The sequence below is a fragment of the Noviherbaspirillum sp. FW303-A3 genome (genome assembly GCF_058788695.1).
The window spans coordinates 1,841,643-1,866,549 of record NZ_JBYTAZ010000001.1; the positions used below are offsets into that span (position 1 = coordinate 1,841,643).

Sequence of the window (24,907 nt, forward strand, 5' to 3'; positions counted from 1 at the left end):
CCCGCTTCAGCTCGTTTGAGCCAGTTTTCCCGGCACGCCGCTGATCGAACCGGCGCCCATGGTGATGACCACATCCCCATCCTTCGCCATGTCCATGATCGTCGACGGCATGTCGGCCATGTCTTCCACAAAAATCGGTTCCACCTTGCCGAGCACGCGCAGTGCATGAGCCAGTGCGCGGCCATCCGCGGCCACGATCGGTTGTTCGCCGGCTGCGTAGACCTCGGCCAGCACCAGTGCGTCCACCGAGGACATGACTTTCACGAAGTCCTCGAACAGGTCGCGGGTACGGGTATAACGATGCGGCTGGAAAGCCAGCACGATGCGGCGCCCCGGGTAGGCGCCACGTGCGGCCGACAGCGTGGCCGCCATTTCGACCGGATGGTGGCCGTAGTCGTCTACCAGCGTGAAGGAGCCGCCTGCCGGCAGCTTGATGTCGCCGTAGCGGGTAAAGCGGCGGCCCACGCCATGGAATTCGCGCAGCGCCTTTTGCGTCGCGGCATCATCGACACCGAGTTCGCGCGCGATGGCGATCGCGGCACAGGCGTTCTGCACGTTATGCATGCCGGGCTGGTTCAGGCGCACGGTCAGCGGCGGATATTCGTCCTGGATCACCGTGAATTCCATGTGGCTGTCGACAGCCTTCGCATCGACGGCGCGCACCTGTGCATCCTCGTGGAATCCATAAGTGAGGATGGGCTTGGAAATGAACGGCATGATCTCGCGCACGCTCGGGTCATCGATGCACAGCATTACGACGCCATAGAACGGCAGCCGCTGGGTGAACTCGACGAAGGCCTGCTTCAGCTTGGCGAAGCTGTGGTCGTAGGTCTCCATGTGGTCGGCATCGATGTTGGTGATGACTTCGATGCACGGCGACAGATTCAGGAAGGATGCATCCGACTCATCGGCTTCGGCAACGATGAAGTCGCCGGCGCCCAGCTTGGCATTCGCGCCGGCGCTGTTCAGGCGGCCGCCAATGACAAAGGTCGGGTCCAGGCCGCCTTCGGCAAGCACGCTCGCCACGAGGCTGGTGGTGGTGGTCTTGCCATGGGTGCCGGCAATGGCAATGCCCTGCTTCAGGCGCATCAGTTCGGCCAGCATGATGGCGCGCGGGACGATGGGAATGTGCTTCGCGCGTGCGGCAATCACTTCCGGGTTGTCCCCCTTGACTGCGGTCGAGGTCACGATCGCGTCGGCATTCTGGATATTCTCTGCCGCATGCCCGAAGGTGATCTTCGCGCCGCGCTCGATCAGACGTTGCGTCGCAGCGTTGCTGGCCAGGTCCGAGCCGGAGATCGTGTAGCCGAGGTTGAGCAGCACCTCCGCGATGCCGCTCATGCCGGAGCCGCCGATACCGACGAAATGAATGTTTTTTACTTTGTGCTTCATGTTATTTGGCCAATTCTTCCAGTACGTTCGCAATCGTTTCGTTCGCCTGGCGTCTTCCGATGCCGTGCGCCGCCTCTGCCATCGTCCTGCATTCCTCCCGGGTAAGCGACTGCAACAGTTGCGCCATCCGTTCCGGATTCAATTCTCCCTGCGGCAGATGCACTGCCGCCTTCTGGCTCACCATCCACTGCGCGTTGTCGCGCTGGTGCGAGGTTGTCGATGCGACCAGCGGCACAAGCACGCTGGCCACGCCCGCTGCCGTCAGCTCGGATACCGTGATCGCGCCTGCGCGGCAGATCACGAGGTCGGCTTCCGCGTAGCGGCGTGGCATGTCATCGATGAAATCCACTACTTCCGCCTGTACCTGCGCATCGACATAGGCCTTGCGCAGTACATCGATATGCTGCTTGCCAGACTGATGCGTGACGATCGGGCGTACGTCTGCCGGGATGCGAGCCAGCGCTGCAGGCAAGCATTCGTTCAATACTTTCGCGCCAAGGCTGCCGCCAACCACGAGCAGGCGCAGGGGGCCTGTCCGCGACGCGTAGCGTTGCGCGGGCGGCGCAACTTCGATGATTTCCTTGCGCACCGGGTTGCCGGTCACCAGCGCCTTGGAAGCCGCACTGCCGAAATCGGCCGGAAAACCGAACAGCACGCGCTGCGCGACAGGCGCGAGCGCCTTGTTAGACAGCAGCAAGGCCGCGTCGGCGTTGACAAGGACCAAGGGGACGCCGCGCGCCTTCGCCATCATCCCGCCCGGCACGGTCACGTAACCGCCCATGCCCAGCACCACGCTCGGCTTGCGCCGGCCGATGATGCTGAAGCAGGAGGCAAACGCGGCGGCCATCTTGAACATGCCGCGCGCCGTATGCATCAAGCCCTTGCCGCGCACGCCGGCGAAATCGATCGAATCCATTTCGATCCTGTGCTTCGGCACGATGTCGCGCTCCATGCCGTGCATGGTGCCCAGCCAAGACACCTGCCAGCCGCGCGCCTGCATCGTCTGCGCAATCGCCAGGCCGGGGAAGATGTGGCCGCCGGTGCCTGCTGCCATGATCAGGAGGCGTTTCATATCCGCCCTCCTCGCATGAGCACCCGGTTCTCATAATCAATGCGCAACAAGATCGCCAGTCCTACACAGTTAATCAGTACACCCGAGCCGCCGTAGCTCATCAACGGCAAGGTCAATCCTTTGGTCGGGAGCAAACCGAGGTTCACACCCATGTTGATGAAGGCCTGCACGCCGATCCAGATACCGATGCCCTTCGCCGCAAGACCGGCAAAGGTCATGTCCATCGCAATCGCCTGGCGGCCGATTTCGAAAGACCGTTTGACGATCCAGTAGAACATCGCGACAACCACCAGCACGCCGACAAATCCCAGCTCTTCGCCGATGACGGCCAGCAGGAAGTCGGTATGGGCTTCCGGCAGGTAGTGCAGCTTCTCTACACTGCCGCCGAGGCCGACACCAAACAGCTCCCCGCGGCCGAAAGCGATCAGGGAATGCGACAGCTGGTATGCCTTGCCGAGCGCGTTCTCTTCCGTCCAGGGATTCAGGTACGCAAAGATGCGCTCGCGCCGCCACGGCGAAAGCAGGATGACCATGCTGAAGATGCCCACCAGCGTCGCGCCGATGCCGCCGAACCAGATGCCGTTGATCCCGCCGAGGAACAGGATGCCCATCGCGATGCAGACGATCACGCCGAAGGCGCCGAGATCGGGTTCGAGCAGGAGCAGCAGGCCGACGACCCCGATTGCCAACGTCATCGGCAGGAAACCCTTGGTCAGCTTGTGCATCACTTCCTGCTTGCGCACCGTGTAGTCGGCGGCATACAGCACGACGAACAGCTTCATCAGTTCCGACGGCTGCAGGTTGAATACCTTGAACGACAGCCAGCGGCGCGCACCGTTGACGCCCTTGCCGATGCCGGGAATCAGCACCAGCGCCAGCAGGATCAGCGTGGCCACGAAGAGGTAAGGCGCCAGCCGCTGCCAGGTCTCGATGCGCACGCGGAAGGCGAGCAGGCCGGCAAACAGGGCCGCGCCTATATAGACTGCCTGCCGGATCAGGAAGTGCGAGTTCTTGTAATTCGCATACTTGGGCGAATCCGGCAATGCGATCGACGCCGAGTACACCATCACCATCCCGAACAGCATCAGGAGCACGACCACCCATACCAGTGGTTGGTCGTACTCCATCATCTTCGAACGCTGCACGACGCCGGGCAACGGCGCCGATGCGGAAGAAGACGAGAAGGATGGCATCGCAAATTTCATGCGATCACCTCGCCACGGGCCAATGCGACCTCGCGCACGGCATCGACGAATACCTGCGCGCGGTGGGCGTAATTCTTGAACATGTCGAGGCTGGCGCAGGCAGGCGAGAGCAGCACGGCGTCGCCGGTCTGTGCCAGTTCGGACGCCTTTTGCACAGCCTCTTCCAGCGTCGCGCAATCGATGAGGTCAACGCCGGCCTGTTCGATGGCCGTCCGGATCGCCGATCCATCCTTGCCGATCAGGACAACCGCCCTGACAAACTTGGCTACCGGCTCCGCCAGCGGCGAGAAATCCTGCCCCTTGCCGTCGCCGCCGGCGATCAGCACCAGGCGGGATGATCCACCAAGTTCGGCACCCAGTCCGTTCAGGGCAGCGACTGTCGCGCCGACATTCGTGCCCTTGCTGTCGTCGTAGTAATCGACGCCGCCGATGTTCCCGACGAGCTCGACGCGGTGCGGCTCGCCGCGATACTCGCGCAGCCCATGCAGCAGGGGCGCCAGCGGCAGGCCGATGGAACGGCACAGCGCCAGCGCAGCGAGTGCGTTGATGGCGTTATGCTGCCCGCGGATTTTCAGTGCGTCGGCCGGCATCAGGCGTTTGACCATGACGGGGACTTCAACGATGTCCTTCTTGCGGCGCGGCTTTTCACCTTCGTCCAGCGCAATCGCGGTCGTGAGCCAGTGCATGCCGTTTTCGTCCAGAAGGCCGAAGCAGTCCGGCTTAGCGGGCTCATCCGTACCGAAGCTGATGCATGGAGCAAGCGGGGATGCCATCTGCATGACGCACGCGTCGTTGCGGTTCAGCAGCCGGATCGTCCGCGCGCCGAAAATGCGCGCCTTGTCCGTGGCATAGGCATCCATGCTGCCATGCCAGTCGAGATGGTCCTGGGTCACGTTCAGCACCGTGGCCACGTCCGCCTGCAGGCTGAAGGTGGTGTGAAGCTGGAAGCTCGACAGTTCGAGCACCCATGCTTGCGGCAGTTCATCGCTGTCGAGCGCGTTGCGCAGCACATCGAGCGCGGCGGGACTGATATTGCCGGCGACGACCGTCTTCAGGCCGGCGCGGCGGCACAGCAACCCGGTCAGGCTGGTCACCGTGGTCTTGCCGTTGGTGCCGGTGATCGCGATGACTTTCGGTGTGTAGGCGCTGGAGGCGTGCAATGCAGCGAGCGCCTGTGCGAACAGCTCGATCTCGCCCCAGAGAGGAATGTTCTTTTCCGCAGCCGCGGGGATGATTTCAGCCAGCTCGCGGTCGGGAGCCAGGCCGGGGCTGACGGCGACAAAGTCGACACCATCCAGGAGACTGGCGGTGAACGGACCGCCGATGAATTCGGCGTCCGGAATCGCTTCGCGCAGTGCGGGCAGACGGTCTGGTTCAGGGCGGGTATCGGCAACGCGGACAGCGACGCCGAAACGGGCAAGCCAGCGCGCCATGGCCAGGCCGGATTCGCCCAGGCCGAGCACGAGGACGTGCTTGCCCTCATAGGCGAGACTTTCTTCCAGCGTGACTGCCGGTGCAGGCGGCACTTCCTCCACCACGACTTCTGCGGGCACTTCCGCGACGGGCTCTTCTTCGCCAGGCGTTGCGGCCATGGCTTCATCTACCGGCATCTGCGGCTCAACGTCGGCAGTGACGGCGACAACGTTCTCGTTGACGTCGCCACCGGCGCTGTCAACTGCGTTGTCTCCCTGCTCTTCGTTCACGTTGTTTTCCACGCAGCTTTTCCCCAAAATTCCCTGTTTAACGCAACTTCAATGTCGACAGACCGAACAGCACCAGCATCATCGTGATGATCCAGAAGCGCACCACGACTTTTGTCTCTTTCCACCCCTTCTGTTCGAAGTGGTGGTGCAGCGGTGCCATCAGCAGGATCCGCCGGCCTACGCCGTAGCGCTTCTTCGTGTACTTGAAGTAGCCGACCTGCAGCATCACCGACAGCGTCTCGACTACGAAGATGCCGCCCATGATGAAGAGGACGATCTCCTGCCGGACGATGACGGCGATGGTTCCGAGAGCGCCACCGAGTGCCAGTGCACCGACGTCGCCCATGAAAACCTGGGCCGGATGTGCGTTAAACCAGAGGAACGCAAGCCCGGCACCTGCCATGGCCCCACAAAAGATTAGCAGTTCCGCAGCCCCGGGTATGTGAGGAATAAAGAGGTATTTCGAGTACACCACGCTGCCTGTGAGGTAGGCGATGAGGCCAAGGGCCGATCCCACCATCACTGTCGGCATGATCGCGAGGCCATCGAGGCCGTCGGTCAGGTTCACTGCATTGCTGGTGCCGACGATGACGAAATAGGTCAGGGCGATGAACCCCCACACGCCCAGCGGGTAGCTGATGGTCTTGAAGAAGGGGACGATCAGGTCGGCCTTGGGAGGCAGGTCCATGTTGAAGCCGGACTTCACCCAGGCCATGAAGAGCTCCAGCACCTTGGTGTTGGTGGGTGCGGAGACCGAGAAAGCGAGGTAGAGCGCGGCGGCGATGCCGATCAGCGACTGCCAGAAATACTTTTCGCGGGAGGACATGCCCTCCGGGTTCTTGTAGACCACCTTGCGGTAGTCGTCGACCCAGCCGATGGCGCCGTAACCGAGGGTCACGACCAGCACGACCCACACGAAGCGGTTGCTCCAGTCGGACCACAGCAGGGTCGAGACGCCGATGCCGAGCAGGATCAGCGCGCCGCCCATGGTCGGCGTGCCGGTCTTGATGAGGTGGGTCTGCGGACCGTCGGTGCGCACGGCCTGGCCGACCTTCAGGCGGGTGAGCATGCGGATCATGGCCGGACCGGCGATCAGGCCGATCACCAGCGCCGTCAGCGTGGCGAAGACGGCGCGGAAAGTGATGAAGTTGAAAACCCGAAGCGGGCCGAGGTCTTGTTGGAAGTATTGTGCCAGCCAAAGCAACATATTAATGTGATCCCTGTCCTTGTTCTGTAGTGTTGACGAGGTGCTGGATGACGCGCTCCATCTTCATGAAGCGCGACCCCTTCACCAACGCCGTCGTGCCGGCGGTGACCAGTGCTTCGGCAGCCTGGTTGATCGATGCGATATCCTCGAAATGCGTCGCGCCTGCACCGAACGCACTACTCGCGTGCCGGGCCAGCTGGCCCAGCGTGAGCAGGTGCTCGATGCCCTTGTCGCGGGCATAGTTGCCAACCTCGACATGGAACTGCGGACCTTCATCGCCCACTTCGCCCATGTCGCCCAGCACCAGCACCCTGGGTGCGGCAGCGTTCGACAGGACGTCGATCGCGGCGCGTACCGAATCCGGGTTGGCGTTGTAGGTATCGTCGATCACCAGGGCGCCACTCTTTGCCGTCTTGCGCTGCAGGCGGCCGTTGACCGGCGCGAAGGACTCCAGTCCGCGGATGACCGCATCCTGGGGTACGCCGATCGCCAGCGCGCATGCCGTCGCAGCGAGTGCATTGCGGACGTTGTGCACGCCCGCAGCCGAAAGTGCTACCTGGAACTGTTTCCCACCGGCAGTTATGGACAGATCACTGCCGAAATCGTTCACCTTGAATGTGCAGGTCACGTCGGCGTCGGGCGACAAACCGAAGGTCATGACCTTGCGCTGGCCTGCGTAGCTACGCCACAGGCTTGTGTATGTGTCATCGGCGGGGAAAACGGCCACGCCATCGGCCTGCAGGCCGAGGATGACATTCCCGTTTTCCTTGGCCACCGCTTCCACGCTTTCCATGAATTCCTGGTGCTCGCGTTGTGCGTTGTTCACCAGGCCCACCGTCGGCTGTGCTGTCGCGGTAATCGTGGCGATTTCACCCGGATGGTTCATGCCCAGCTCGACCACCGCAGCCTTGCACCCCGAACCAAGCCGGAACACCGTGAGCGGAACGCCAATATCGTTGTTCAGGTTGCCACGCGTGGCGAGAATGCTATCGGCACCGAAAGCGGCGGACAGGATGGAGGCGACCATTTCCTTCACGGTGGTCTTGCCATTGCTGCCAGTGACGCCGATGACGGGAATACTGAACTGACGGCGCCAGAATGCGCCGAGTTCATTGAGGGCGGCGCGCGTGTCGGGCACCACCAGGGCCGGCACGGTCAGTCCGTCCGGCACGCGTTCCACCACCACTGCAGCCACGCCGCGGGCTGCCACATCATTCAGAAAGTCGTGCGCATCGAAACGTTCGCCGCGCAGGGCGACGAACAAATTGCCAGGTGATACCTGACGGCTGTCGGTCGAGACGCCGTCGAATGCTGCATCTGCCGCAGGATCGTTCACGATCGCGGCTTCCGAAATCCATGGCTGCAGTTGAGCCAATGACGATTTCATCAGTTTGTTCCCTTCATTGTTGCCCGTGCAGCCAGCGCCAGCGCGGCATGGTCTGCATCCAAAAACGGCAGTTTCTTGCCTTTGATTTCCTGGTACGACTCGTGGCCTTTCCCTGCCAGGAGGACCACGTCGCTCTTGCCGGCATGGCGCACCGCCCACAGGATGGCGGAGGCGCGGTCTTCGATTACATGCAGCGCGTCTTTCTGGAGGCGTGCGGTGTCGATGCCGGCAACGATTTGTTCAAGGATCTTCGCGGGGTCTTCGCTGCGCGGGTTGTCGCTGGTGGCGATGATGTGGTCCGCTGCCTGCGCAACCGAGCCCATCTGCGGACGCTTGCCCGGATCGCGGTCGCCGCCGCAGCCGAATACGCACCACAGCTTGCCGTTGCGCTGCTGCGCGACCTCACGCAGGGTGGCCAGCGTCTTCTCCAGCGCGTCCGGCGTGTGCGCATAGTCGATGACGATCAGCGGCGCATCGTGTCCGCCAAGCTGTTCCATCCGGCCGGGGACCGATGTCAACGATTCCACTGCATCGAGCGCAGCGCGGAAATCGGTGCCGCGCGCCAGCAAGACGCCCATGACGCCAAGGACATTGCTGACATTGAACTGGCCGACGAGCTGCGTCTTCACCTGCGCGGAGCCGCCCGGCGCTTCGAGGCGGAATACCGTGCCGCCATGGCTGGTGCGGATGTCGCTCGCGCTCAGGACCGGAATGCCGCCGGCATTCCGGCCGCTTGTCGTATAACCGGTCACCGGCAGCGACGGACGGGTCGCCGCGAGATGGGCGACCAGCCGCAGCCCCATGTCGTCGTCGAGGTTGACCACGGCATGTTCCAGCCCGGGCCAGTCGAACAGTATGCGCTTGGCGGCCTCGTAGGCATCCATGCTGCCGTGGTAATCGAGGTGGTCGCGCGTGAAATTGGTGAACAGCGCCACATTGAAACGGGAGCCGTTCAGGCGTCCCTGGTCGAGGCCGATCGAGGATGCCTCGATCGCCAGCGCCTGGGCGCCTGCTGTCCGCAATTGCGCCAGCCGCCGCTGCAACTGGACCGCATCCGGTGTCGTATAGCCGGTAGTGTTGAAACCGCCATGCTTGCCGCTGCGGTAGAGGGCAACGCCGAGCGTGCCCACCACGGCGGTCGGCACGCCGAGCCCCGACAGCGCCTTGCCCAGCCACTGCGTGCACGAGGTCTTGCCGTTCGTGCCCGTCACCGCGACGGTAAACATGCCTGCATCGGGCTGGTCGTAGTACGCGCTGGTGATTTCGCCAGCGAGATCCTTCAGGTTTTCCACCGCAAGGCGCGGAAGCACCAGCTTCTCGTCCCAGGTGAAATCTTTCGCCTCGTGCACCACCGCGCGCGCGCCTGCTTCAACCGCACGTTCGATGTAATCGCGGCCGTCGGCGGCATCGCCGGGATAGGCGAAAAAGACATCGCCCGGGGAAATCGTCCGGGAATCCGAAGACAGCTGCGCCTTCGGCGCATTCGCGTGCAGCCAGGCAAGAATCTCGGTCATGGTCGGCGTCGCACTCATCACATGCTCTCCTCGACTGGATTGGCCGGCACGATGATGTCGGTCACGGTGGAGTCAGGCGGAACGTTCAATGCACGCAAGGCGTTGGCAGTTACGGCCGAGAAGACCGGTGCTGCCACCTGGCCGCCATAGTGGAAGCCGTTGGACGGCTCGTCGACCATGACGGCAACGATGATGCGCGGATCCGAAACAGGAGCAAAACCCACGAAGGAAGAGACATATTTGTTTGCGTACTGACCGCCGACGAGCTTGTGCGCCGTACCGGTCTTGCCGGCCACGCGATAGCCTGGCACCTGGGCTTTCGGCGCCGTGCCTTCGGGACCGGCGGCCATCTCAAGCATGATGCGCACGTCGCGCGCGGTCTTTTCCGAAATCACGCGCTGGCCGATCGGCTGGTCGCCCGCCTTCTGCAGCGTCAGCGGGATCATGTCGCCGTCGCGCGCGAAGATCATGTAAGCCTGCGCGACCTGGATCAGCGAGGTCGAGATGCCGTGGCCGTAGCTCATGGTCGCCTGTTCGATCGGCTTCCAGGATTTGTGCGGACGCACGCGGCCGGCGACGGCGCCGGGGAAGCCCAGCTTCGGCTGCTGGCCAAAACCGACAGTAGTAAACATGTCCCACATCTGCTGCGGCTGGAGCTGCAACGCCATCTTCGCGGTGCCGACGTTAGACGACTTCTGCAGCACGCCCTGCACCGTCAGCACGCCGTGGGGATGCGCGTCGCCAATGGTCGCCTTGCCGATGGTGAGCTTGCCGGGCGATGTCTGGATGTTCGTGAACGGTGTGACGAGCCGGTTTTCCAGCGCCAGCGCAATCGGAAACGGCTTGAGCGTGGAGCCGGGTTCGAACGTGTCGGTCATCACCCGGTTGCGCAGTTGCGCGCCGGTCAGCTTGGAGCGGTCGTTCGGGTTGTAGGTCGGCAGGTTCACCAGCGCCAGCACTTCGCCGGTCTTCACGTCGAGGATGACCATCGCGGCGGCTTTCGCCTTGTGCTTCTCGACAGCTTCCCTCAGGTGCGAATAGGCGATGTACTGCAGCTTGCGGTCGATCGACAGAGAAAGGTCCTTGCCGTCGTGCGGCAGGCGCACCGATTCGATGTCCTCGACGATGCGGCCGAGGCGGTCCTTGATCACGCGGCGGCTGCCGTTCACGCCGGCGAGGTTCTTCTGGAACGCGAGTTCCATGCCTTCCTGGCCGATGTCTTCGACATTGGTGAATCCGACGACGTGGGCCATGACGTCGCCGTCCGGGTAGTAACGCTTGTACTCGCGGCGCATGCCGATGCCGGGGACGTTCAGGGCACTTACCTTGTCGGTGACGTCCTGTTCGACCTGGCGCTTGAGGTAGACGAAGGTGCGGTCGGAATCCAGTTTCTTGCGCAAGTCCTTCTCGCTCATGTCGAGCAGTTTGGCCAGATCGCGGATCTTCTCGCCCGGCGCTTCCAGAACGTCTTCCGGGATCGCCCAGACGGCCTTCACCGGCATGGAGGAAGCAAGCACCTGGCCGTTGCGGTCGGTGATCTTGCCGCGGGTAGCGGGCAGTTCGAGAGTACGGGCGTAGCGGGACGCGCCCTGCTTCTGCAGGAATTCGGTGGAGATCCCCTGCAGCCAGAGCGCCCGGCCTGCCAATGCGGCAAAACCGGCGAAGAGTGCGAACAGTACCACGCGTGAGCGCCATACCGGCAGCTTGAGCGCGAGCACCGGGCTGGCGCTGAACTGGACCCCTTTGCCCGCCGCTGTGCGTGAGGGCTCGCGCATCACTGGCCTCCCATCGTCAGGTACTGCGTGCGGTCGGGCGTGACGGGGACCATGTTGAGATCGCGTCGTGCGTTGGCTTCGATGCGTGCATGCTTGGCCAGCGTGGACTGGTCGAGCTGCAGCTGCGCCCATTCGATCTCGAGCTGTTTGGCGGCCGCTTGCGCGCGCTCGAGCTCGATGAAGAGGCGTCTGGATTGGTATTGCGAATTCACGACGAAAAGGGCGCAGGCGACGAGCGCCGCGGTGAGGATTGCGTTGACCTTGCCGCTCATTTCGCGCCTCCCGCGGAAATCCGCTCGGCGACACGCATGATGGCCGAGCGCGCACGCGGGTTGGCGGCGATTTCGGCGTCGGTGGGCTTCATCTTGGCCAGCAGCTTCAGTTCGGGCTGCGGCAGGTCGGCGGCACGGATCGGAAGGCGGCGGTCGGGCTGCTGCACCTTGGCTTTGGAGGCCAGGTAGCGCTTGACGATGCGATCTTCCAATGAATGAAAGCTGATCACAGCCAGTCTCCCGTGCGGGGCCAGTTTGTCGAATGCGGCGTTCAGTCCTACTTCGAGTTCTTCAAGCTCTTGATTGATGTAAATCCGGATAGCCTGAAATGTGCGAGTGGCCGGATCTTTGCCCTTCTCGCGGGTTTTGACGGCGTGTGCCACGATCTCGGCAAGCTGTCGTGTGCCTGAAATTGGCTGGATTGCCCGGCGAGCAACAATCGCCTTTGCAATCTGAAAAGCAAACCGTTCTTCCCCATAATCTTTGATCACCTTTCCTATCGTCTGTTCTGACTCGGTTGCGAGCCACTCTGCCGCCGACATTCCGCGCGTCGTGTCCATGCGCATGTCGAGCGGACCGTCCAGTCGAAAACTGAAACCCCGCGCCGCTTCGTCTACCTGCGGCGACGAGATTCCGAGGTCCAGCAAAATTCCATCCACCTGCATGACGCCGCGCGAAGTAAGCGCCTGCCCCATCGTCGCAAAGCTGTCATGCACGATCTCGAACCGCTTGTCCGAAATCGCCTGTGCGACCGCAATCGCCTGCGGATCCTTGTCGAATGCAATCAGGCGCCCGTTCGGGCCGAGCCGCTCGAGGATCCGGCGGCTGTGGCCGCCACGGCCGAAAGTGCCATCGACGTACACGCCATTGGCGCGATCACCGTCGATTTGCAGCGAATCGACCGCTTCTTCCAGCAACACCGTGCGGTGCTGCAATCCGGGCACCGTTTGATCAATCATCACGGGCCGTCAGAACGAAAAATTACTCAATACGTCGGGCATGCCGTTGGCCACGGCCTGCGCCTCGTCCTGGGCGAGCTTTTCAGCGTCCCAGATCTCGAAATGGCTGCCCATGCCGAGCAACATGACGTCGCGCGTCATGCCGACGGCCGAACGCAGTTCCGGCGCAATCAGGATGCGGCCGGCGGTGTCCATTTCGACATCGGAGGCATTACCAAGGAAGACGCGCTGCCAGGCACGTGCAGACATCGGCCATGCGGCGATCTGCTCGCGGTGGTTTTCCCACACCGGGCGCGGAAAGAGCAGCAGGCAACCATGCGGATGGCGAGTGAGCGTGATGCGTCCTTCGCATTGAAGCGACAAGGCGTCACGATGCCTGGACGGGATGGTCATCCGCCCTTTTGCATCGAGATTCAACGCTGACGCGCCTTGAAACACCCTGATTGCCCTCGTGGTTGTCGTTGTTTGAACTTGGCTGTGACGCGTATCTTGAAGGAACTTTTAAAAAACGCCCCACAAAAATACACTTTTTCACACTGCTGCCCACTTTAGAGGATGCTTTATTTGCGGTCAAGTAATATTCGGGTTCAAAAATACGATTTTTATCAATGAAGTCAATGACTTAGCGCGTTTCGCTGAAGCAATGCCTCGAATGAATTCTCAAGAAAAAGAAGCACTTATCGCAGACACTGAAGGTGACGTCTCAGCTTTACACATGTGTTTGGCTGAGGTATGGAAATTTGGCGAACGGAAAAATTTGTTGCGCTAGAGAAGTTGGATGCGGCGTCAGGACTGGGGTTCCGGCCGGAATGGTGTGACCGGGAACGCTGCTGGAGGGAATGAAAAATTGTACACCGGGCTGCCCAACCGGGAAGTTCCCGGCCGGACAGTTCAGAAACCGACGGCGAGCGTCGCGTACAGGGCGAGCACGGAACCGGCGAACGCGGTCCCGTAGCATGCAAGCTTGGCCGCAGGCCCGGGATGGATGCCGACGTCGTGCAGGCTCTTGAAGATGCGATGCGCGGCGTGCCAGAGGTAGAGCACGATGATGGCAATGATGCCAAGCTTGCCCAGCACATTCTGGGCAAAACCGAGCATGTTCTGGTAACGCATCACCTCGGGCGAAAGGATGAATCCGATCGGAATGGCGATGCCGGTGACAAAAACGAGGACCGGCCCGGTCAGCGCCGAGAGCATTCCGCCGGCGCCGAACAGCGCCCAGAAAATCGGTGCGTTGGATCGTTTTTTCATGGCTTGGCGCTCCATACGGCGAGGAACAGGACCAGTGTGACGACGACGGCGGCAACGACGCCCGTGGCGGTAATCGTCCCCCCGGAAACGCGCTTGCCGCCGACAATAATGGGAGGCATGGTCTTGGGCATGATCTCGAACCAGCTCCAGGTGTGGTACACCATGGCTGCCAGTGCCACTGCATGGAACGCGACCGAGACAGGATGACGCAAGACGCCCAGCCAGACGCTGAACGCCGCCTCTCCGTTAGCGAGGCAAAGTACGCCGGCAAGAAGCACGAAGGCATACGCCGCCACGACCAGCGCCGTCAATTCGCGCGCCATGTAACGCACAAAGAACGGATTCTTGCGCCACCAGCCTGTCATCGACCGGACGTAGGGCTTGCGGGCGTCTGTCTGCATGTCGCTCATTTTCCGCCTCCCTTGCGCCCGAGCAGGTTGAAGAAAAAGTCCTTCGCGCTGTTGATCTTGTTCACGTTGACCGCATTTGCCGGATCGACGCCCTTCGGACAGACTTCCGAGCAATAACCGACCGCGGTGCAGTTCCAGACCCCCTCTTCCGCGTTCACCAGCTCCATCCGCTCCGCCTGTCCGCCGTCGCGGCTATCGACGTTGTAGCGATGCAGCAATGCCAGGACGCCCGGCCCCATGAAGTCCTTGTTGAGGCCGTATTGCGGGCAGGCGGCGTAGCACAGCATGCAGTTGATGCAGGAGCTGAACTGCTCGTAACGGTCGCGTTCGGCCGGCGTCTGCAGGTACTCGCCCTGATCGAGGCGCCGCGCCTCTTTTGCGATGATGTAGGGCTTGATGCTTTCCAGCTTGCTGATGAAGTCGTCCGGCCGCACGACGAGGTCGCGCTCGATCGGGAAATGGTTGAGCGGCTCGACGCGCACACCGGCGGGATAGAAGTCGCGCAGGAAGGTATGGCAGGAAAGCTCCGGCTTTCCGTTGATCATCATGCCGCAGCTGCCGCAGATTGCCATACGGCAGGACCAACGGTAGCTGAGCGTGCTGTCGAGTTCGTCCTTGATGTATTGCAGGCCCTGCAGCACCGACATGTCGTCCGTGAACGGGACGGAAAACTGCTGGAAGAACGGTTCCCCATCCTGTTCCGGACGGTAGCGCAGCACGTCGATAGTGATCGTCCTAGCCATGTGCGGCCTCCTTCCCATGCAGGGCTTCCCCCGCTGCGCCATAAGCGCGCACTGCGGGCTGCGAACGGGTGATCTTCACGTCGCCGTAGCTGATGCGCGGTGCATCGTCGCCTGCGTACTGCGCCAGCGTGTGCTTGAGAAAGTTGACGTCGTCGCGCGCCTCGAATCCGTCAAGACGCTGGTGGGCGCCGCGCGATTCCTTGCGGTTGACCGCGGAATAAGCCATTGCCTGCGCGACATCGAGCTGGAATCCAAGCTCGATTGCCTGCAGCCAGTCGGTATTCCAGACGCTTGACTTGTCGTCCACCTTGACGCGCCGGAAGCGCAGCTTGAGTTCGTCGATCTTGTCGCAGGTTTCCTGCATCTCGCTGCCGATGCGGTAGATTCCGCAACCGCGCTCCATGCTGAGCGCCATTTCCTTGCGAAGCACGGAGATGCGCTCGCTGCCATTCTCGCGCCGGACCAGATCGATCGCGCGCTGTCTTGCCGTTTCCGCCTGCTTTTCGAGAAGCGCGCCATCGCTCAGGGTGGCACTCCTTGCAAATTGCGCCGCCTCGTCGCCGGCAACCTTGCCGAACACGCACAGTTCCGCCAGCGAGTTAGAGCCAAGCCGGTTGGCGCCGTGGATGCCGACGCTGGAGCATTCACCCACCGCATACAGGCCTTTCAGCGGCGCCTCCGTCTTGCCATTCACGAGGATGCCGCCCATTGTGTAGTGGATCGCCGGGCGGACCGGGATCGGCTGATGCACCGGATCGATGCCCATGAAGCGTTCGGCGAGCTCGCAGATCAGAGGCAAGCGCTCGCGGATATGCTTTTCGCCGAGGTGACGCAAGTCGAGCAGCACCGCGCTGCCCTGCGGCGTGCTGACGGTATTGCCTTTGCGGTCTTCATGCCAGAACGCCTGCGAGAGCCGGTCGCGCGGACCGAGTTCCATTGCCTTCTTGCGCGGCCATGGATCCGGCGGTCCGAGCCCGTAATCCTGCAAGTAGCGGTAACCGTCCTTGTTGACGAGGATGCCGCCCTCGCCGCGACAGGCTTCGGTGAACAGCAGTCCCGTGCCAGGCATGGCGGTCGGATGGTATTGCACGAACTCCATGTCGCGCAGCGGCACGCCGTGGCGGTATGCGAGCGCCATGCCATCGCCGGTAACGATGCCGCCATTGGTACTCTGGCGGAAGACGCGTCCTGCACCGCCGGTCGCGATAATGACGGACTTGGCCTTGATCAGCACGAACTTGCCCGTACTGATCTGGATGGCGAGCACACCCTGGCAGCGGCCATCCTCGACAATCAGGTCGCAGCAGAAGTATTCGTCAAAACGATTGATCGAGGGGTACTTGATCGAGGTCTGGAACAGCGTGTGCAGCATGTGGAAGCCGGTCTTGTCGGCAGCGAACCAGGTGCGCTCGATCTTCATGCCGCCGAAGGCGCGCACGTTGATGTGACCATCATCCTTGCGGCTCCACGGACATCCCCAGTGCTCCAGTTGCACCATCTCTTCGGTGCAGCGGGCAACGAAGTAATCGACGACGTCCTGCTCGCACAGCCAGTCGCCGCCGGTAACGGTGTCATTGAAATGGTGGTCGAGGCTGTCGTGCGATTGCACCACGCCGGCGGATCCCCCCTCTGCCGCCACCGTGTGGCTGCGCATGGGGTAAACCTTGGATACCAACGCCACCTTCAGTGCCGGGTCCCGCTCGGCAACGGCAATGGCGGCCCGCAACCCACCACCGCCAGCGCCCACGATGGCTACGTCGGATTCGAAAATGTCCACTTTCGCCCCTTTGTCCGAGGGCTTGCTTTCCATTAAGCAATGCCTTCAATCCAATATAGGCGGGTTGATAGGCTATTCCAATGACGCAGGTCAAAGTTTTCCCTGTAGCGCCGGAGGGGTCAGAGGCACTTGCCGACGACGTAATGGTTCGGCCCGACCTGCTTCAGCGTGGTCATGGAAAAGAAATTGTTCAGGCCCATGAGCTTGTTCGAACCGTTGGCCATGGCTAGGAAAAACCAGTCGTGCGCGCGGCCTGCAAAGACATGTTCGGCATTCGACGCGGTGAAGCAGCGGGGCGCCGGATCAGGCGGCAAGGTCGCGCCTGAAACGCGGTCCAGCATGGCCCGGATGGCGAGCATCTGGCGGCCGCTCTTGTTCGCGTATTCCGGATCGTCGCGATTGAAGTCGAACCAGTTCCAGCACGCCTTCGGATTGCGGACAAAAGTGGACGTCGTCTGCGGATACAACACGATGATGTTGTTGACGTCGGCCCACTGGTTGTATCCCGCATGGCGGATGAACTTGTCGTCCACCTCTTCCGCATTCTGGCGGCATCCATGGAAGGCGACATGCACGCGGCAGGATCCATTGATGTTTTTGTCACAACTGGCAGGGATATAGGCATAACCGCGATCTGCCATGCCATGCCGTTCCGGTTTGCGGTCATTGAAAAATTCCGACTGATCGAATTCGACCAGCCGTCCGCCCAGGCCGTTGGTGTTCTTCGACCGCAGGTTATCGTCGTAAATCCATTTCAGCATTTCCCCTGCCGCGTCCACGCCGCAGTTGCCGAGATAAGGCTTGCCCAGCTCCGTGCACGGGTTTCCGGCTCCGTCGGTCGGCAATGCGTGCTCCGCCTGGACATCCTTCCGGTAGCGGATGTTGATGTCGCCGATGTAGTGCCGGAAGTAAGTGAACAAGTCGTTCATCACCGGTTGCGGCACTACGCTGTCGAGCGTGCCGGAAAACATCCAGATGCGCTGCCGCGCCATGTTCTGCGTCGGATCGACCGCACCGTTGCGGGCTCGCTGGTTGGTGATTTCGACAAGCTGTTCGACACTGGTCGAGCCTGGCGCGACCTCGCAGCTGGCGATGAGAGGCAGGCCCGTGCAACTGCATTTTCGCGTTGCGATATCGACGTCGCCCTGCGCACAGTAGTAAGGCCCGCCCGCAACGACGCCCGCGCCTTTTACGATCGATGAATAGGCAACGGCAAACTGCACCGCCATGAAACCGCCGGACGACAAGCCCGAAACTGACGTTTCAGCCAGGTCCGCGTTGTAGTTTTGCAGTGCGACGGGCGCCGCCTGCGACAGGACGGGGAACACGACGATGCAGAGCGCGGCCAGCCAGTTACGCATATTGTTGGAAATTATGTGGCCTGCAGAAGAAAGCCTGCTGGTCGTGGGAGGAAGTTTCGGAAGCGGGTTGGCGATTGCGGCTGCACCCTTGTCGAACTGCTTGGCGGCCGCCATGGTGGAGCGCATCCGGCATCGCGAACCGCCACCATTCCTAGTTATCCGTCCCACGGCCAGCAGGCTCTGTTGATGAACGGACTTTATCGCATACGAATGGGCGCGCGTTGAGTTGCCTCAAGTTGCACGGATTGCCCGAGGAAGACGTTGTCCGAGCAGGGATTTTACAGATGCAGATCAAGGAAAAGTGAAGCAAGCCGATAGGCCGGATTCTGTTACGGCGGACGGGCGCAAACCCGTTCGCTATGACAGCCATTCCTCTAGGCCGTGAATTGCTCCACGGCTCAAGCTTTCTACCCGCACGCTCCGCGAGCAGCATCAATGCGTGCCTATTTGAAATTGCTCCGGGTGGAGGTTACCGCGTTTCACCCTTTGTGACGCAGGGAGCGGCTTTCGCCCTCCCCGGTCCCAAAGACTCGTCTCTGTGGCCCTGTTCCGCGCCTCGCGGCGGACGGCCGTTAGCCGTCACCCTGCTCTGTGGAGTCCGGACCTTCCTCCCGCCGCCTTGCGGCGGCCAGCGGCTGTCTGGCTTGCTTCACCCCGCATTGTAGCCCACGCGGGCTGCCGCGATATGCTACGTTATTCTTTTTTCGCGCAAATCCATCATGGCAAACAGAACCGGCGGACAGATCCTGGTCGACGCACTCAAGACACAGGGCGTCGATATCACCTTCGGCGTTCCCGGCGAAAGCTACCTCGCCGTCCTCGATGCGCTGCACGATTCATCAATCCGGTTCATCACCAACCGGCAGGAAGGCGGCGCGGCGTTCATGGCCGAAGCCTACGGCAAGCTGACCGGCCGTCCGGGCATCTGTTTCGTCACGCGCGGCCCCGGTGCGACCAATGCCTCTATCGGTGTGCACACCGCGCACCAGGACTCGACGCCGATGATCCTGTTCATCGGCCAGGTGGGCAACGATTTTGTCGAGCGCGAGGCCTTCCAGGAAATCGATTACCGCCGCATGTTCGGCACGATGACGAAGTGGGTGGCGCAGATCGATCGCGCCGACCGCATTCCCGAATATGTTGCCCGTGCCTTCCAGGTCGCCACCAGCGGACGTCCGGGGCCGGTTGTACTGGCGCTGCCGGAAGACATGCTGTCGGCGACCGCCGATGTGCCTGATGCGCGCCGGTATCAACCGGTGCAGGCCACACCGTCCGCCGCGCAGATCGGACAGCTCCGCGAGATGCTGGGCGCGGCGAAGAGTCCGCTCATCCTGCTGGGAGGCGCAGGATGGGACAATCCGGCCTGCGGCGATATCCGACGCTTTGCGGAGGCGAATGCGCTGCCCGTTGCCTGCGCCTTCCGCTTCCAGGACCTGCTCGACAACCGGCATCCGAATTACGCCGGCGATGTCGGCATCGGCATCAATCCCAAACTTGCGGCGCGCGTCAGGAATGCCGACCTGCTCATCGCGGTGGGCCCGCGCCTGGGCGAGATGACGACCGGCGGCTATACGCTGCTCCAGCCGCCATGTCCGCGGCAGAAACTGATCCACATCCATAGCGCCGCCGAGGAGTTGGGACGTGTGTACCAGGCGGACTTGATGATCAACAGCGGCATGCAGCAGGCAGCCGCCGCGCTGGCCGCCATGCAGCCGGTCGATGCGGCGGCATGGCGCGACACGGTGGCACAGGCACGTGCCGAACTCGACGCATGGCAGTCCGAGCCGCCCGTGTTCAGGGAAGGGGAAGCAAAACTGAACCTTTGGCAGGTCGTGCAAACGCTGAAACAGACGCTGCCCGCCGACACCATCGTCACCAACGGTGCAGGCAACTTCGCCACCTGGGCGCACCGGTTCTGGCCGTACGCGGGATTCCGCACGCAGCTGGCGCCCACCTCGGGCGCGATGGGTTACGGCGTCCCAGCCGCGGTTGCCGCCGGGATCGTCGAACAGCATTACGGCAGGCAACGCTCGGTGCTCAACTTTGCCGGCGATGGCGACTTCCTGATGAACGGCCAGGAACTGGCGACGGCGGTGCAGTACCGGGCCGGCGTGCTGTTCATTGTCTTCAACAACGGCACCTACGGCACCATCCGCATGCACCAGGAGCGCGAATATCCCGCCCGTGTTTCCGGCACCGCGCTGCAGAACCCCGACTTCGCCGCCCTCGCCCGTGCTTATGGCGCTTTCGGGGAAAGCGCCGACACGACGACTGCCTTCGAGGAAGCATTGCGCCGCGCGCAGGCGCATATCGCTGGGACCGGTTTACCGGCGCTGATCGAACTGCGCTACGACGCCGACCTCATTACGCCGAATGCCACCTTGCAATCAATACGTGAAGCTGCGCTGAAGTCGCGCACCCGATAAGCGGGAAAGCAGCGACGCGGGTTTCCTTGCCGTCCGGGAACGTGTCTGCTACCTTACAAATAACCATTCCATAACTAGTGGTTCCCGGCAGGAGACAATCATGTCCACGCGTATCCGGCAAGCCCTTGTCGTAGCCTTTTCCTTGATTGCCGCGCTTCCTTCCCAGGTCACTGTGGCGCAAACAGCCATACATGACGATCCCGAGGTCGACAGCCGCCGCCCCATCGTGACCCGTCCCAACGAGCGCACCCGCATCCTCAACAACATGCGCCAGTACCTGGTCGGACTGCAGGCGATGACCGATGCCCTCGCTCGCAGCGACATGCGGGCCGCAGCCGAGGCGGCGAAATCGATGGGCAGCATTAACCTGTATGAAGTGAAATTGATGTATCCGTCACGTGCAGGCATCGAATTCCGCGAACTTGCCTTCGAGGTGCACCGGGATTTCGATGTCATTGCGCGCGATGCAGAGACCAGACAGGATCCGAAGCTGATGCTCACGCAGCTTAGCGCGATCATGAAGAAATGTGCGCACTGCCACGATACCTACCGTCTGCAGGACAAGGCGCATTAGATTCTCCTCCGACAACTGCTGCGCCGCCCGGCAAAATGTTGAATATTTTGCATGTGCGCCGAGAATCTTTTCCCGAACCGGTGGTCAAGTACTACGTTACCCCGTTGCCCGGCGCACGTGCCGGCGCATTGTCCGAAGACCGATTACGGAATCGTTCAGGCATATGGCACTTGTCTCCATCACCGAGGCTGCAAAACTTGTCCGACGGAATCGATCAACGATTTACCGTGACATCGAGAAAGGCCGCCTGAGCAAGACCGTCACGCCCGACGGCGAGACGCAGATCGACACGTCGGAACTGCTGCGCGCCTACGGCAGCCTCCACACCGAGGAGGAGTATGCCGGTGACGACCCGTCGCGCGACAAGGTCAAGATCGCGCTGCTCGAAGAGCGCAACCGCTCGCTTGAACGTGCACTGGCGCTGGAGGCGGAGCTGCGCAAGGTCAAGGACCAGGTGACCAACGAGTTGCGCGCCCGCATCGCGGACAAGGAAAACGTCATCAAGGTACTGGAAAGCAAAGTCCTGTTCCTCGAGTACGACAAGCAGATGGAAACCCACCCCGAAGACACGACGCTGCCACCCGGGAGCGCCTTGAACGAGCCTGTTCAGGCGTTCCCGGAAACTTCCGTGAGACCGAAACAGCGATGGTGGAAGGCCATCATCGAGCAGCGGAAGAAGACACCGCCGCGCAAGTAGGCGCGTCAGCCCGCACTCATTTCCCTTTCATTCCATTGAGCAACCGATCCAGTTTCTCAAGCAATCCCTTGCGATTCTTGTGCCGGATTTCATGGCTGCGAATCTTCCTGATTTCCGCTGCCGATAATTCGTCTGCCCGCGCAAGGATCTGCGGGATCGTCATGTGCTGGTAGCCGTCGAGCGGCAAGCCCCTGTCCTCCGTCTTGCCTTCACGGTCCTTCTGCTTTTCGGCAGCAGTTTCGCCGAACTGCCTTCGCTGCTTGTTCACGATACGCGCCGCGACCTCTTCTTCCCGTCCTGGATAGCGATGTTCCTTCTTGAATTGCCGCTGCAATTTTGCGTATTCGCGTTCGCGCTTTGCACTTGCTCCTGCCGGCATGGTGTGCCTCCTTTCGTAAGGTAATGAACAGCAGCAGGCGTGCATATTCCGTGCCTTCCCGCGCGTGCAGGATGCAGGAACTTCAACAGCCGCCATTCCTCCAAAAGCTGTCCCATCCAGCATGGGAAATATCGTTCAATATCTTGAAAGGAGGCACATCATGCGAGTAGCCGATGCGATGACACGCGATGTCCGATTGGCCAGCCCAGACCAGAGCATCATCGAGGCGGCACAGATGATGGCTGACGGCGATTGTGGTGCACTACCGGTAGGAGAAAACGACCGCCTGGTCGGCATGGTGACAGACCGCGATATCGTGGTGCGCGGTCTTGCCCAAGGCAAGGCGGACTGCAAGATCCGCGATGTCATGAGCCAGGACATCAAGTACTGCTATGAAGACGACGACATCGACGACGTCGCGCAGAACATGGGCGACCTGCAGATCCGCAGGCTTCCCGTCCTGAGCAAGGACAAGCGGCTGATCGGCATTGTTTCGCTGGGAGACATTACCCAGACGACCGATTCGGATATCGCAGGAGATACGCTCTCCTCGATTTCCGAGAAAGCATCCCAGCATGTCAGCACGGGCGCGCGCCCCCACTAAGCGATCGTGATGCGGAAGGACGCGCGTCCTTCCGCATTTTTTCAATCAGGCAAACTTGGTGAAATCCGGGCGGCGCTTTTCGAAGAAGGCGGTAAACGCTTCCTTCGCTTCCTTCGCCATCAGCATATCGCCGAAGTGCTTGTTTTCTTCCGCCATGCGCGCGTTGATCGCTTCCGCCTGCGCGCCCTTCATCAGGCGCTTGGTCACGCGCAGCGACGATGCAGGCAACGCGGCCAGCTTGGCTGCCTGGCTGTGCGCGAGTTCCGCGAGTTCGGCCACCGGAACCACCTTGCTGATCAGCCCCATGTCGTAGGCATCCTCGGCGCCGAATGCCTCGCCCAGCAGCAATTTTTCCGCAGCACGGGGATAGCCGACCATTGCCGGGAACAACATGCTCGATGCGAATTCCGGGCACAGGCCGAGTTGCGTGAAGGGCATCGCGAACTTGGCGTTTTCCGCCGCGTAGACGAGGTCGCAATGCATCAGCATCGTGGTGCCGATGCCGACCGCGTTGCCCGCGACCGCAGCGATCACCGGCTTGGTCGCGCCGCTCAATGCGCGCATGAACTGCGCAACGGGACGGTCGCCGACTTCGGCCGACGAATTCTTCAGGAAGTCCTCGAGATCGTTGCCCGCCGTGAACACCTCGGGCTTGCCCTGGATGACGATGGCGCGCACCGCCACATCACCCTCGGCGTCTTTCAGCGCATCCGCCATCGACTGGTACATCGCGGAAGTGATCGCGTTCTTCTTTTCCGGACGATTGAACTCGATGGTCAATATGCCGTTTGCCTTGCTGGTCAGAATATCCATGAAGTCTCCAAGTAAGTCTTTTCTTGATGGTATACGAGGATCATGCTTTGCGCTGTCATGATCCCGACAGTCCCATCCCAATAGAAAAAAAGCCGCACAGCTGTCGCTGCGCGGCCTGTCAATTACTGCTCGATCCGTTACCTTATACGCGTTCGAAAATGCCGGCTGCGCCCATGCCTGCACCGACGCACATGGTGACCATGCCGTACTTCAGGTTCTTGCGGCGCAGTGCGTGGATCACGGTCGCGGAACGGATCGCGCCGGTCGCGCCCAGCGGGTGGCCGAGTGCAATCGCGCCGCCCATCGGGTTGACCTTCGCCGGATCGAGGCCGAGGTCCTTGACCACTGCCAGCGATTGCGCAGCGAATGCCTCGTTCAGCTCGAACCAGTCGATCTGGTCTTGCGTAATGCCGGCAGCGCGGCATGCTGCGGGAATCGCTTCCTTCGGGCCGATACCCATGATTTCCGGCGGAACGCCGCGCACCGAGAAGGACACGAAGCGCGCCAGCGGGGTCAGGTTGAACTGCTTCAGGATCTTTTCGCTGACGACGATCAGCGCACCTGCGCCGTCGGAAGTCTGCGAGCTGTTGCCCGCAGTGACGGAACCCTTGGCGGCGAACACCGGCTTCAGCTTGGCCAGGCCTTCGATGCTGGAGTCGCCGCGCGGGCCTTCGTCCAGGTTGACGGTGCGGGTCTTGACGTCGATTTCGCCGGTGGCCAGGTTGGGGAACTTCTCGATGATTTCGACGGCAGTCATTTCATCGGCGAATTCACCGGCCTGCTGCGCGGCAATGGCGCGACGGTGCGATTCGAGCGAGAAGGCGTCCTGCTCTTCGCGGGTGACCTTCCACTGGTTGGCGACCTTCTCGGCGGTCAGGCCCATGCCGTAGGCGAGGCCGACGTTTTCATCCTTGAAGACCGCGCCGTTGATCGACGGGTGATGACCCATCATCGGCACCATGGACATGGACTCGGCGCCGCCGGCGATCATCACGTCGGCTTCACCGACACGGATGCGGTCGGCGGCCATCGCGACGGCGGTGATGCCGGATGCGCAGTAGCGGTTGATGGTCACGCCGCCGATGGTGTTCGGCAGGCCGGCCAGCACGACGGCGTTACGCGCCATGTTCATGCCCTGCTCGGCTTCCGGGAAGGAGCAGCCGATGATCGCGTCTTCGATCAGCTTCGGATCGAGGTTGGGCACTTGCGCAACCGCGTTCTGGAGCACGCGCACCAGCAGGTCGTCCGGACGGACGTTCTTGAACATCCCGCGCGGCGCCTTGCCGATCGGGGTGCGGGTGGCGGCGACAATGTATGCGTCTTGAACTTGTTTCGTCATTTTTTGGCTCCTGTTCTCTCTCCCTCCCCTTCAAGGGGAGGGTCGGG

The 24,907-nt window shown here is 61.8% G+C and carries 23 protein-coding genes and 1 other RNA gene; 4 read left to right on the forward strand and 20 right to left on the reverse strand.

Features of this window, described 5'->3' with window-relative positions:
• Positions 1-6: 6 nt before the first annotated feature.
• The 17 genes from murC to rnpB form a co-directional block, all read right to left on the reverse strand.
• A complete protein-coding gene (gene murC / locus AC3WOY_RS08960) occupies positions 7-1,392 on the reverse strand; it encodes a UDP-N-acetylmuramate--L-alanine ligase (protein ID WP_492422863.1) in 1,386 nt (461 codons plus the stop codon).
• Position 1,393: 1 nt separating this feature from the next.
• Positions 1,394-2,464 carry an undecaprenyldiphospho-muramoylpentapeptide beta-N-acetylglucosaminyltransferase gene (murG, locus tag AC3WOY_RS08965; protein WP_492422865.1) on the reverse strand — a complete coding sequence of 357 codons (1,071 nt, stop codon included), beginning with the start codon at positions 2,462-2,464 and terminating at the stop codon, positions 1,394-1,396.
• Positions 2,461-3,669 (reverse strand): putative lipid II flippase FtsW, encoded by a 1,209-nt coding sequence (ftsW, locus tag AC3WOY_RS08970; protein WP_492422867.1) that lies wholly within the window; start codon positions 3,667-3,669, stop codon positions 2,461-2,463. The genes murG and ftsW overlap by 4 nt, the downstream gene beginning before the upstream one ends.
• A complete protein-coding gene (murD, locus tag AC3WOY_RS08975; protein ID WP_492429239.1) occupies positions 3,666-5,279 on the reverse strand; it encodes a UDP-N-acetylmuramoyl-L-alanine--D-glutamate ligase in 1,614 nt (537 codons plus the stop codon). The genes ftsW and murD overlap by 4 nt, the downstream gene beginning before the upstream one ends.
• Positions 5,280-5,409: 130 nt before the next feature.
• The gene (gene mraY / locus AC3WOY_RS08980; protein WP_492422869.1) at positions 5,410-6,579 is read right to left on the reverse strand and encodes a phospho-N-acetylmuramoyl-pentapeptide-transferase; all 1,170 of its coding nucleotides are present in this window, start codon (positions 6,577-6,579) and stop codon (positions 5,410-5,412) included.
• 1 nt (position 6,580) lies between these two features.
• The gene (locus AC3WOY_RS08985; protein WP_492422871.1) at positions 6,581-7,966 is read right to left on the reverse strand and encodes a UDP-N-acetylmuramoyl-tripeptide--D-alanyl-D-alanine ligase; all 1,386 of its coding nucleotides are present in this window, start codon (positions 7,964-7,966) and stop codon (positions 6,581-6,583) included.
• Positions 7,966-9,498: a UDP-N-acetylmuramoyl-L-alanyl-D-glutamate--2,6-diaminopimelate ligase gene (locus AC3WOY_RS08990; RefSeq protein WP_492422873.1), complete on the reverse strand. Its 1,533-nt coding sequence runs from the start codon at positions 9,496-9,498 to the stop codon at positions 7,966-7,968. The genes AC3WOY_RS08985 and AC3WOY_RS08990 overlap by 1 nt, the downstream gene beginning before the upstream one ends.
• Complete coding sequence (locus tag AC3WOY_RS08995; RefSeq protein WP_492422875.1) at positions 9,498-11,255, reverse strand: peptidoglycan D,D-transpeptidase FtsI family protein; 1,758 nt, start codon at positions 11,253-11,255, stop codon at positions 9,498-9,500. The genes AC3WOY_RS08990 and AC3WOY_RS08995 overlap by 1 nt, the downstream gene beginning before the upstream one ends.
• Positions 11,255-11,527: a cell division protein FtsL gene (ftsL, locus tag AC3WOY_RS09000; RefSeq protein WP_492422877.1), complete on the reverse strand. Its 273-nt coding sequence runs from the start codon at positions 11,525-11,527 to the stop codon at positions 11,255-11,257. The genes AC3WOY_RS08995 and ftsL overlap by 1 nt, the downstream gene beginning before the upstream one ends.
• Positions 11,524-12,486 (reverse strand): 16S rRNA (cytosine(1402)-N(4))-methyltransferase RsmH, encoded by a 963-nt coding sequence (rsmH, locus tag AC3WOY_RS09005; protein ID WP_492429241.1) that lies wholly within the window; start codon positions 12,484-12,486, stop codon positions 11,524-11,526. The genes ftsL and rsmH overlap by 4 nt, the downstream gene beginning before the upstream one ends.
• 9 nt (positions 12,487-12,495) lie before the next feature.
• A complete protein-coding gene (mraZ, locus tag AC3WOY_RS09010) occupies positions 12,496-12,924 on the reverse strand; it encodes a division/cell wall cluster transcriptional repressor MraZ (protein ID WP_492422879.1) in 429 nt (142 codons plus the stop codon).
• Between the two features lie 453 nt (positions 12,925-13,377).
• Positions 13,378-13,737: a fumarate reductase subunit FrdD gene (gene frdD / locus AC3WOY_RS09015; RefSeq protein WP_492422881.1), complete on the reverse strand. Its 360-nt coding sequence runs from the start codon at positions 13,735-13,737 to the stop codon at positions 13,378-13,380.
• The gene (locus AC3WOY_RS09020; protein WP_492422883.1) at positions 13,734-14,147 is read right to left on the reverse strand and encodes a fumarate reductase subunit C; all 414 of its coding nucleotides are present in this window, start codon (positions 14,145-14,147) and stop codon (positions 13,734-13,736) included. The genes frdD and AC3WOY_RS09020 overlap by 4 nt, the downstream gene beginning before the upstream one ends.
• Positions 14,144-14,890, reverse strand: a complete 747-nt coding sequence (locus AC3WOY_RS09025) for a succinate dehydrogenase/fumarate reductase iron-sulfur subunit (protein ID WP_492422885.1) — start codon at positions 14,888-14,890, stop codon at positions 14,144-14,146. Before AC3WOY_RS09025 ends, AC3WOY_RS09020 begins: the two co-directional genes overlap by 4 nt.
• Complete coding sequence (frdA, locus tag AC3WOY_RS09030) at positions 14,883-16,700, reverse strand: fumarate reductase (quinol) flavoprotein subunit (protein WP_492422887.1); 1,818 nt, start codon at positions 16,698-16,700, stop codon at positions 14,883-14,885. Before frdA ends, AC3WOY_RS09025 begins: the two co-directional genes overlap by 8 nt.
• 86 nt (positions 16,701-16,786) lie before the next feature.
• Complete coding sequence (locus AC3WOY_RS09035; protein ID WP_492422889.1) at positions 16,787-18,154, reverse strand: extracellular catalytic domain type 2 short-chain-length polyhydroxyalkanoate depolymerase; 1,368 nt, start codon at positions 18,152-18,154, stop codon at positions 16,787-16,789.
• A gap of 173 nt (positions 18,155-18,327) precedes the next feature.
• An RNA gene (gene rnpB, locus AC3WOY_RS09040) (RNase P RNA component class A) lies at positions 18,328-18,679 on the reverse strand.
• A gap of 68 nt (positions 18,680-18,747) precedes the next feature.
• Between rnpB and AC3WOY_RS09045 the strand changes: the two genes are divergently transcribed.
• The 3 genes from AC3WOY_RS09045 (at position 18,748) to AC3WOY_RS09055 (ending at position 21,725) form a co-directional block, all read left to right on the forward strand.
• Complete coding sequence (locus AC3WOY_RS09045) at positions 18,748-20,454, forward strand: thiamine pyrophosphate-binding protein (RefSeq protein WP_492422891.1); 1,707 nt, start codon at positions 18,748-18,750, stop codon at positions 20,452-20,454.
• Between the two features lie 100 nt (positions 20,455-20,554).
• Positions 20,555-21,028 carry a hypothetical protein gene (locus AC3WOY_RS09050; protein WP_492422893.1) on the forward strand — a complete coding sequence of 158 codons (474 nt, stop codon included), beginning with the start codon at positions 20,555-20,557 and terminating at the stop codon, positions 21,026-21,028.
• A gap of 163 nt (positions 21,029-21,191) precedes the next feature.
• A complete protein-coding gene (locus tag AC3WOY_RS09055; RefSeq protein WP_492422895.1) occupies positions 21,192-21,725 on the forward strand; it encodes a hypothetical protein in 534 nt (177 codons plus the stop codon).
• 16 nt (positions 21,726-21,741) lie between these two features.
• Here the strand turns inward: AC3WOY_RS09055 and AC3WOY_RS09060 are convergent, their stop codons facing one another.
• Positions 21,742-22,104 carry a hypothetical protein gene (locus tag AC3WOY_RS09060; protein ID WP_492422897.1) on the reverse strand — a complete coding sequence of 121 codons (363 nt, stop codon included), beginning with the start codon at positions 22,102-22,104 and terminating at the stop codon, positions 21,742-21,744.
• Between the two features lie 160 nt (positions 22,105-22,264).
• Between AC3WOY_RS09060 and AC3WOY_RS09065 the strand changes: the two genes are divergently transcribed.
• The gene (locus tag AC3WOY_RS09065; RefSeq protein WP_492422899.1) at positions 22,265-22,708 is read left to right on the forward strand and encodes a CBS domain-containing protein; all 444 of its coding nucleotides are present in this window, start codon (positions 22,265-22,267) and stop codon (positions 22,706-22,708) included.
• Between the two features lie 45 nt (positions 22,709-22,753).
• On the opposite strand, the gene AC3WOY_RS09070 is transcribed toward AC3WOY_RS09065, so the two are convergent.
• On the reverse strand, positions 22,754-23,521 hold the full coding sequence (locus AC3WOY_RS09070) for an enoyl-CoA hydratase (RefSeq protein WP_492422901.1): 768 nt from the start codon (positions 23,519-23,521) through the stop codon (positions 22,754-22,756).
• A gap of 142 nt (positions 23,522-23,663) precedes the next feature.
• The gene (locus AC3WOY_RS09075; RefSeq protein ID WP_492422903.1) at positions 23,664-24,860 is read right to left on the reverse strand and encodes an acetyl-CoA C-acyltransferase; all 1,197 of its coding nucleotides are present in this window, start codon (positions 24,858-24,860) and stop codon (positions 23,664-23,666) included.
• Positions 24,861-24,907 lie beyond the last annotated feature (47 nt).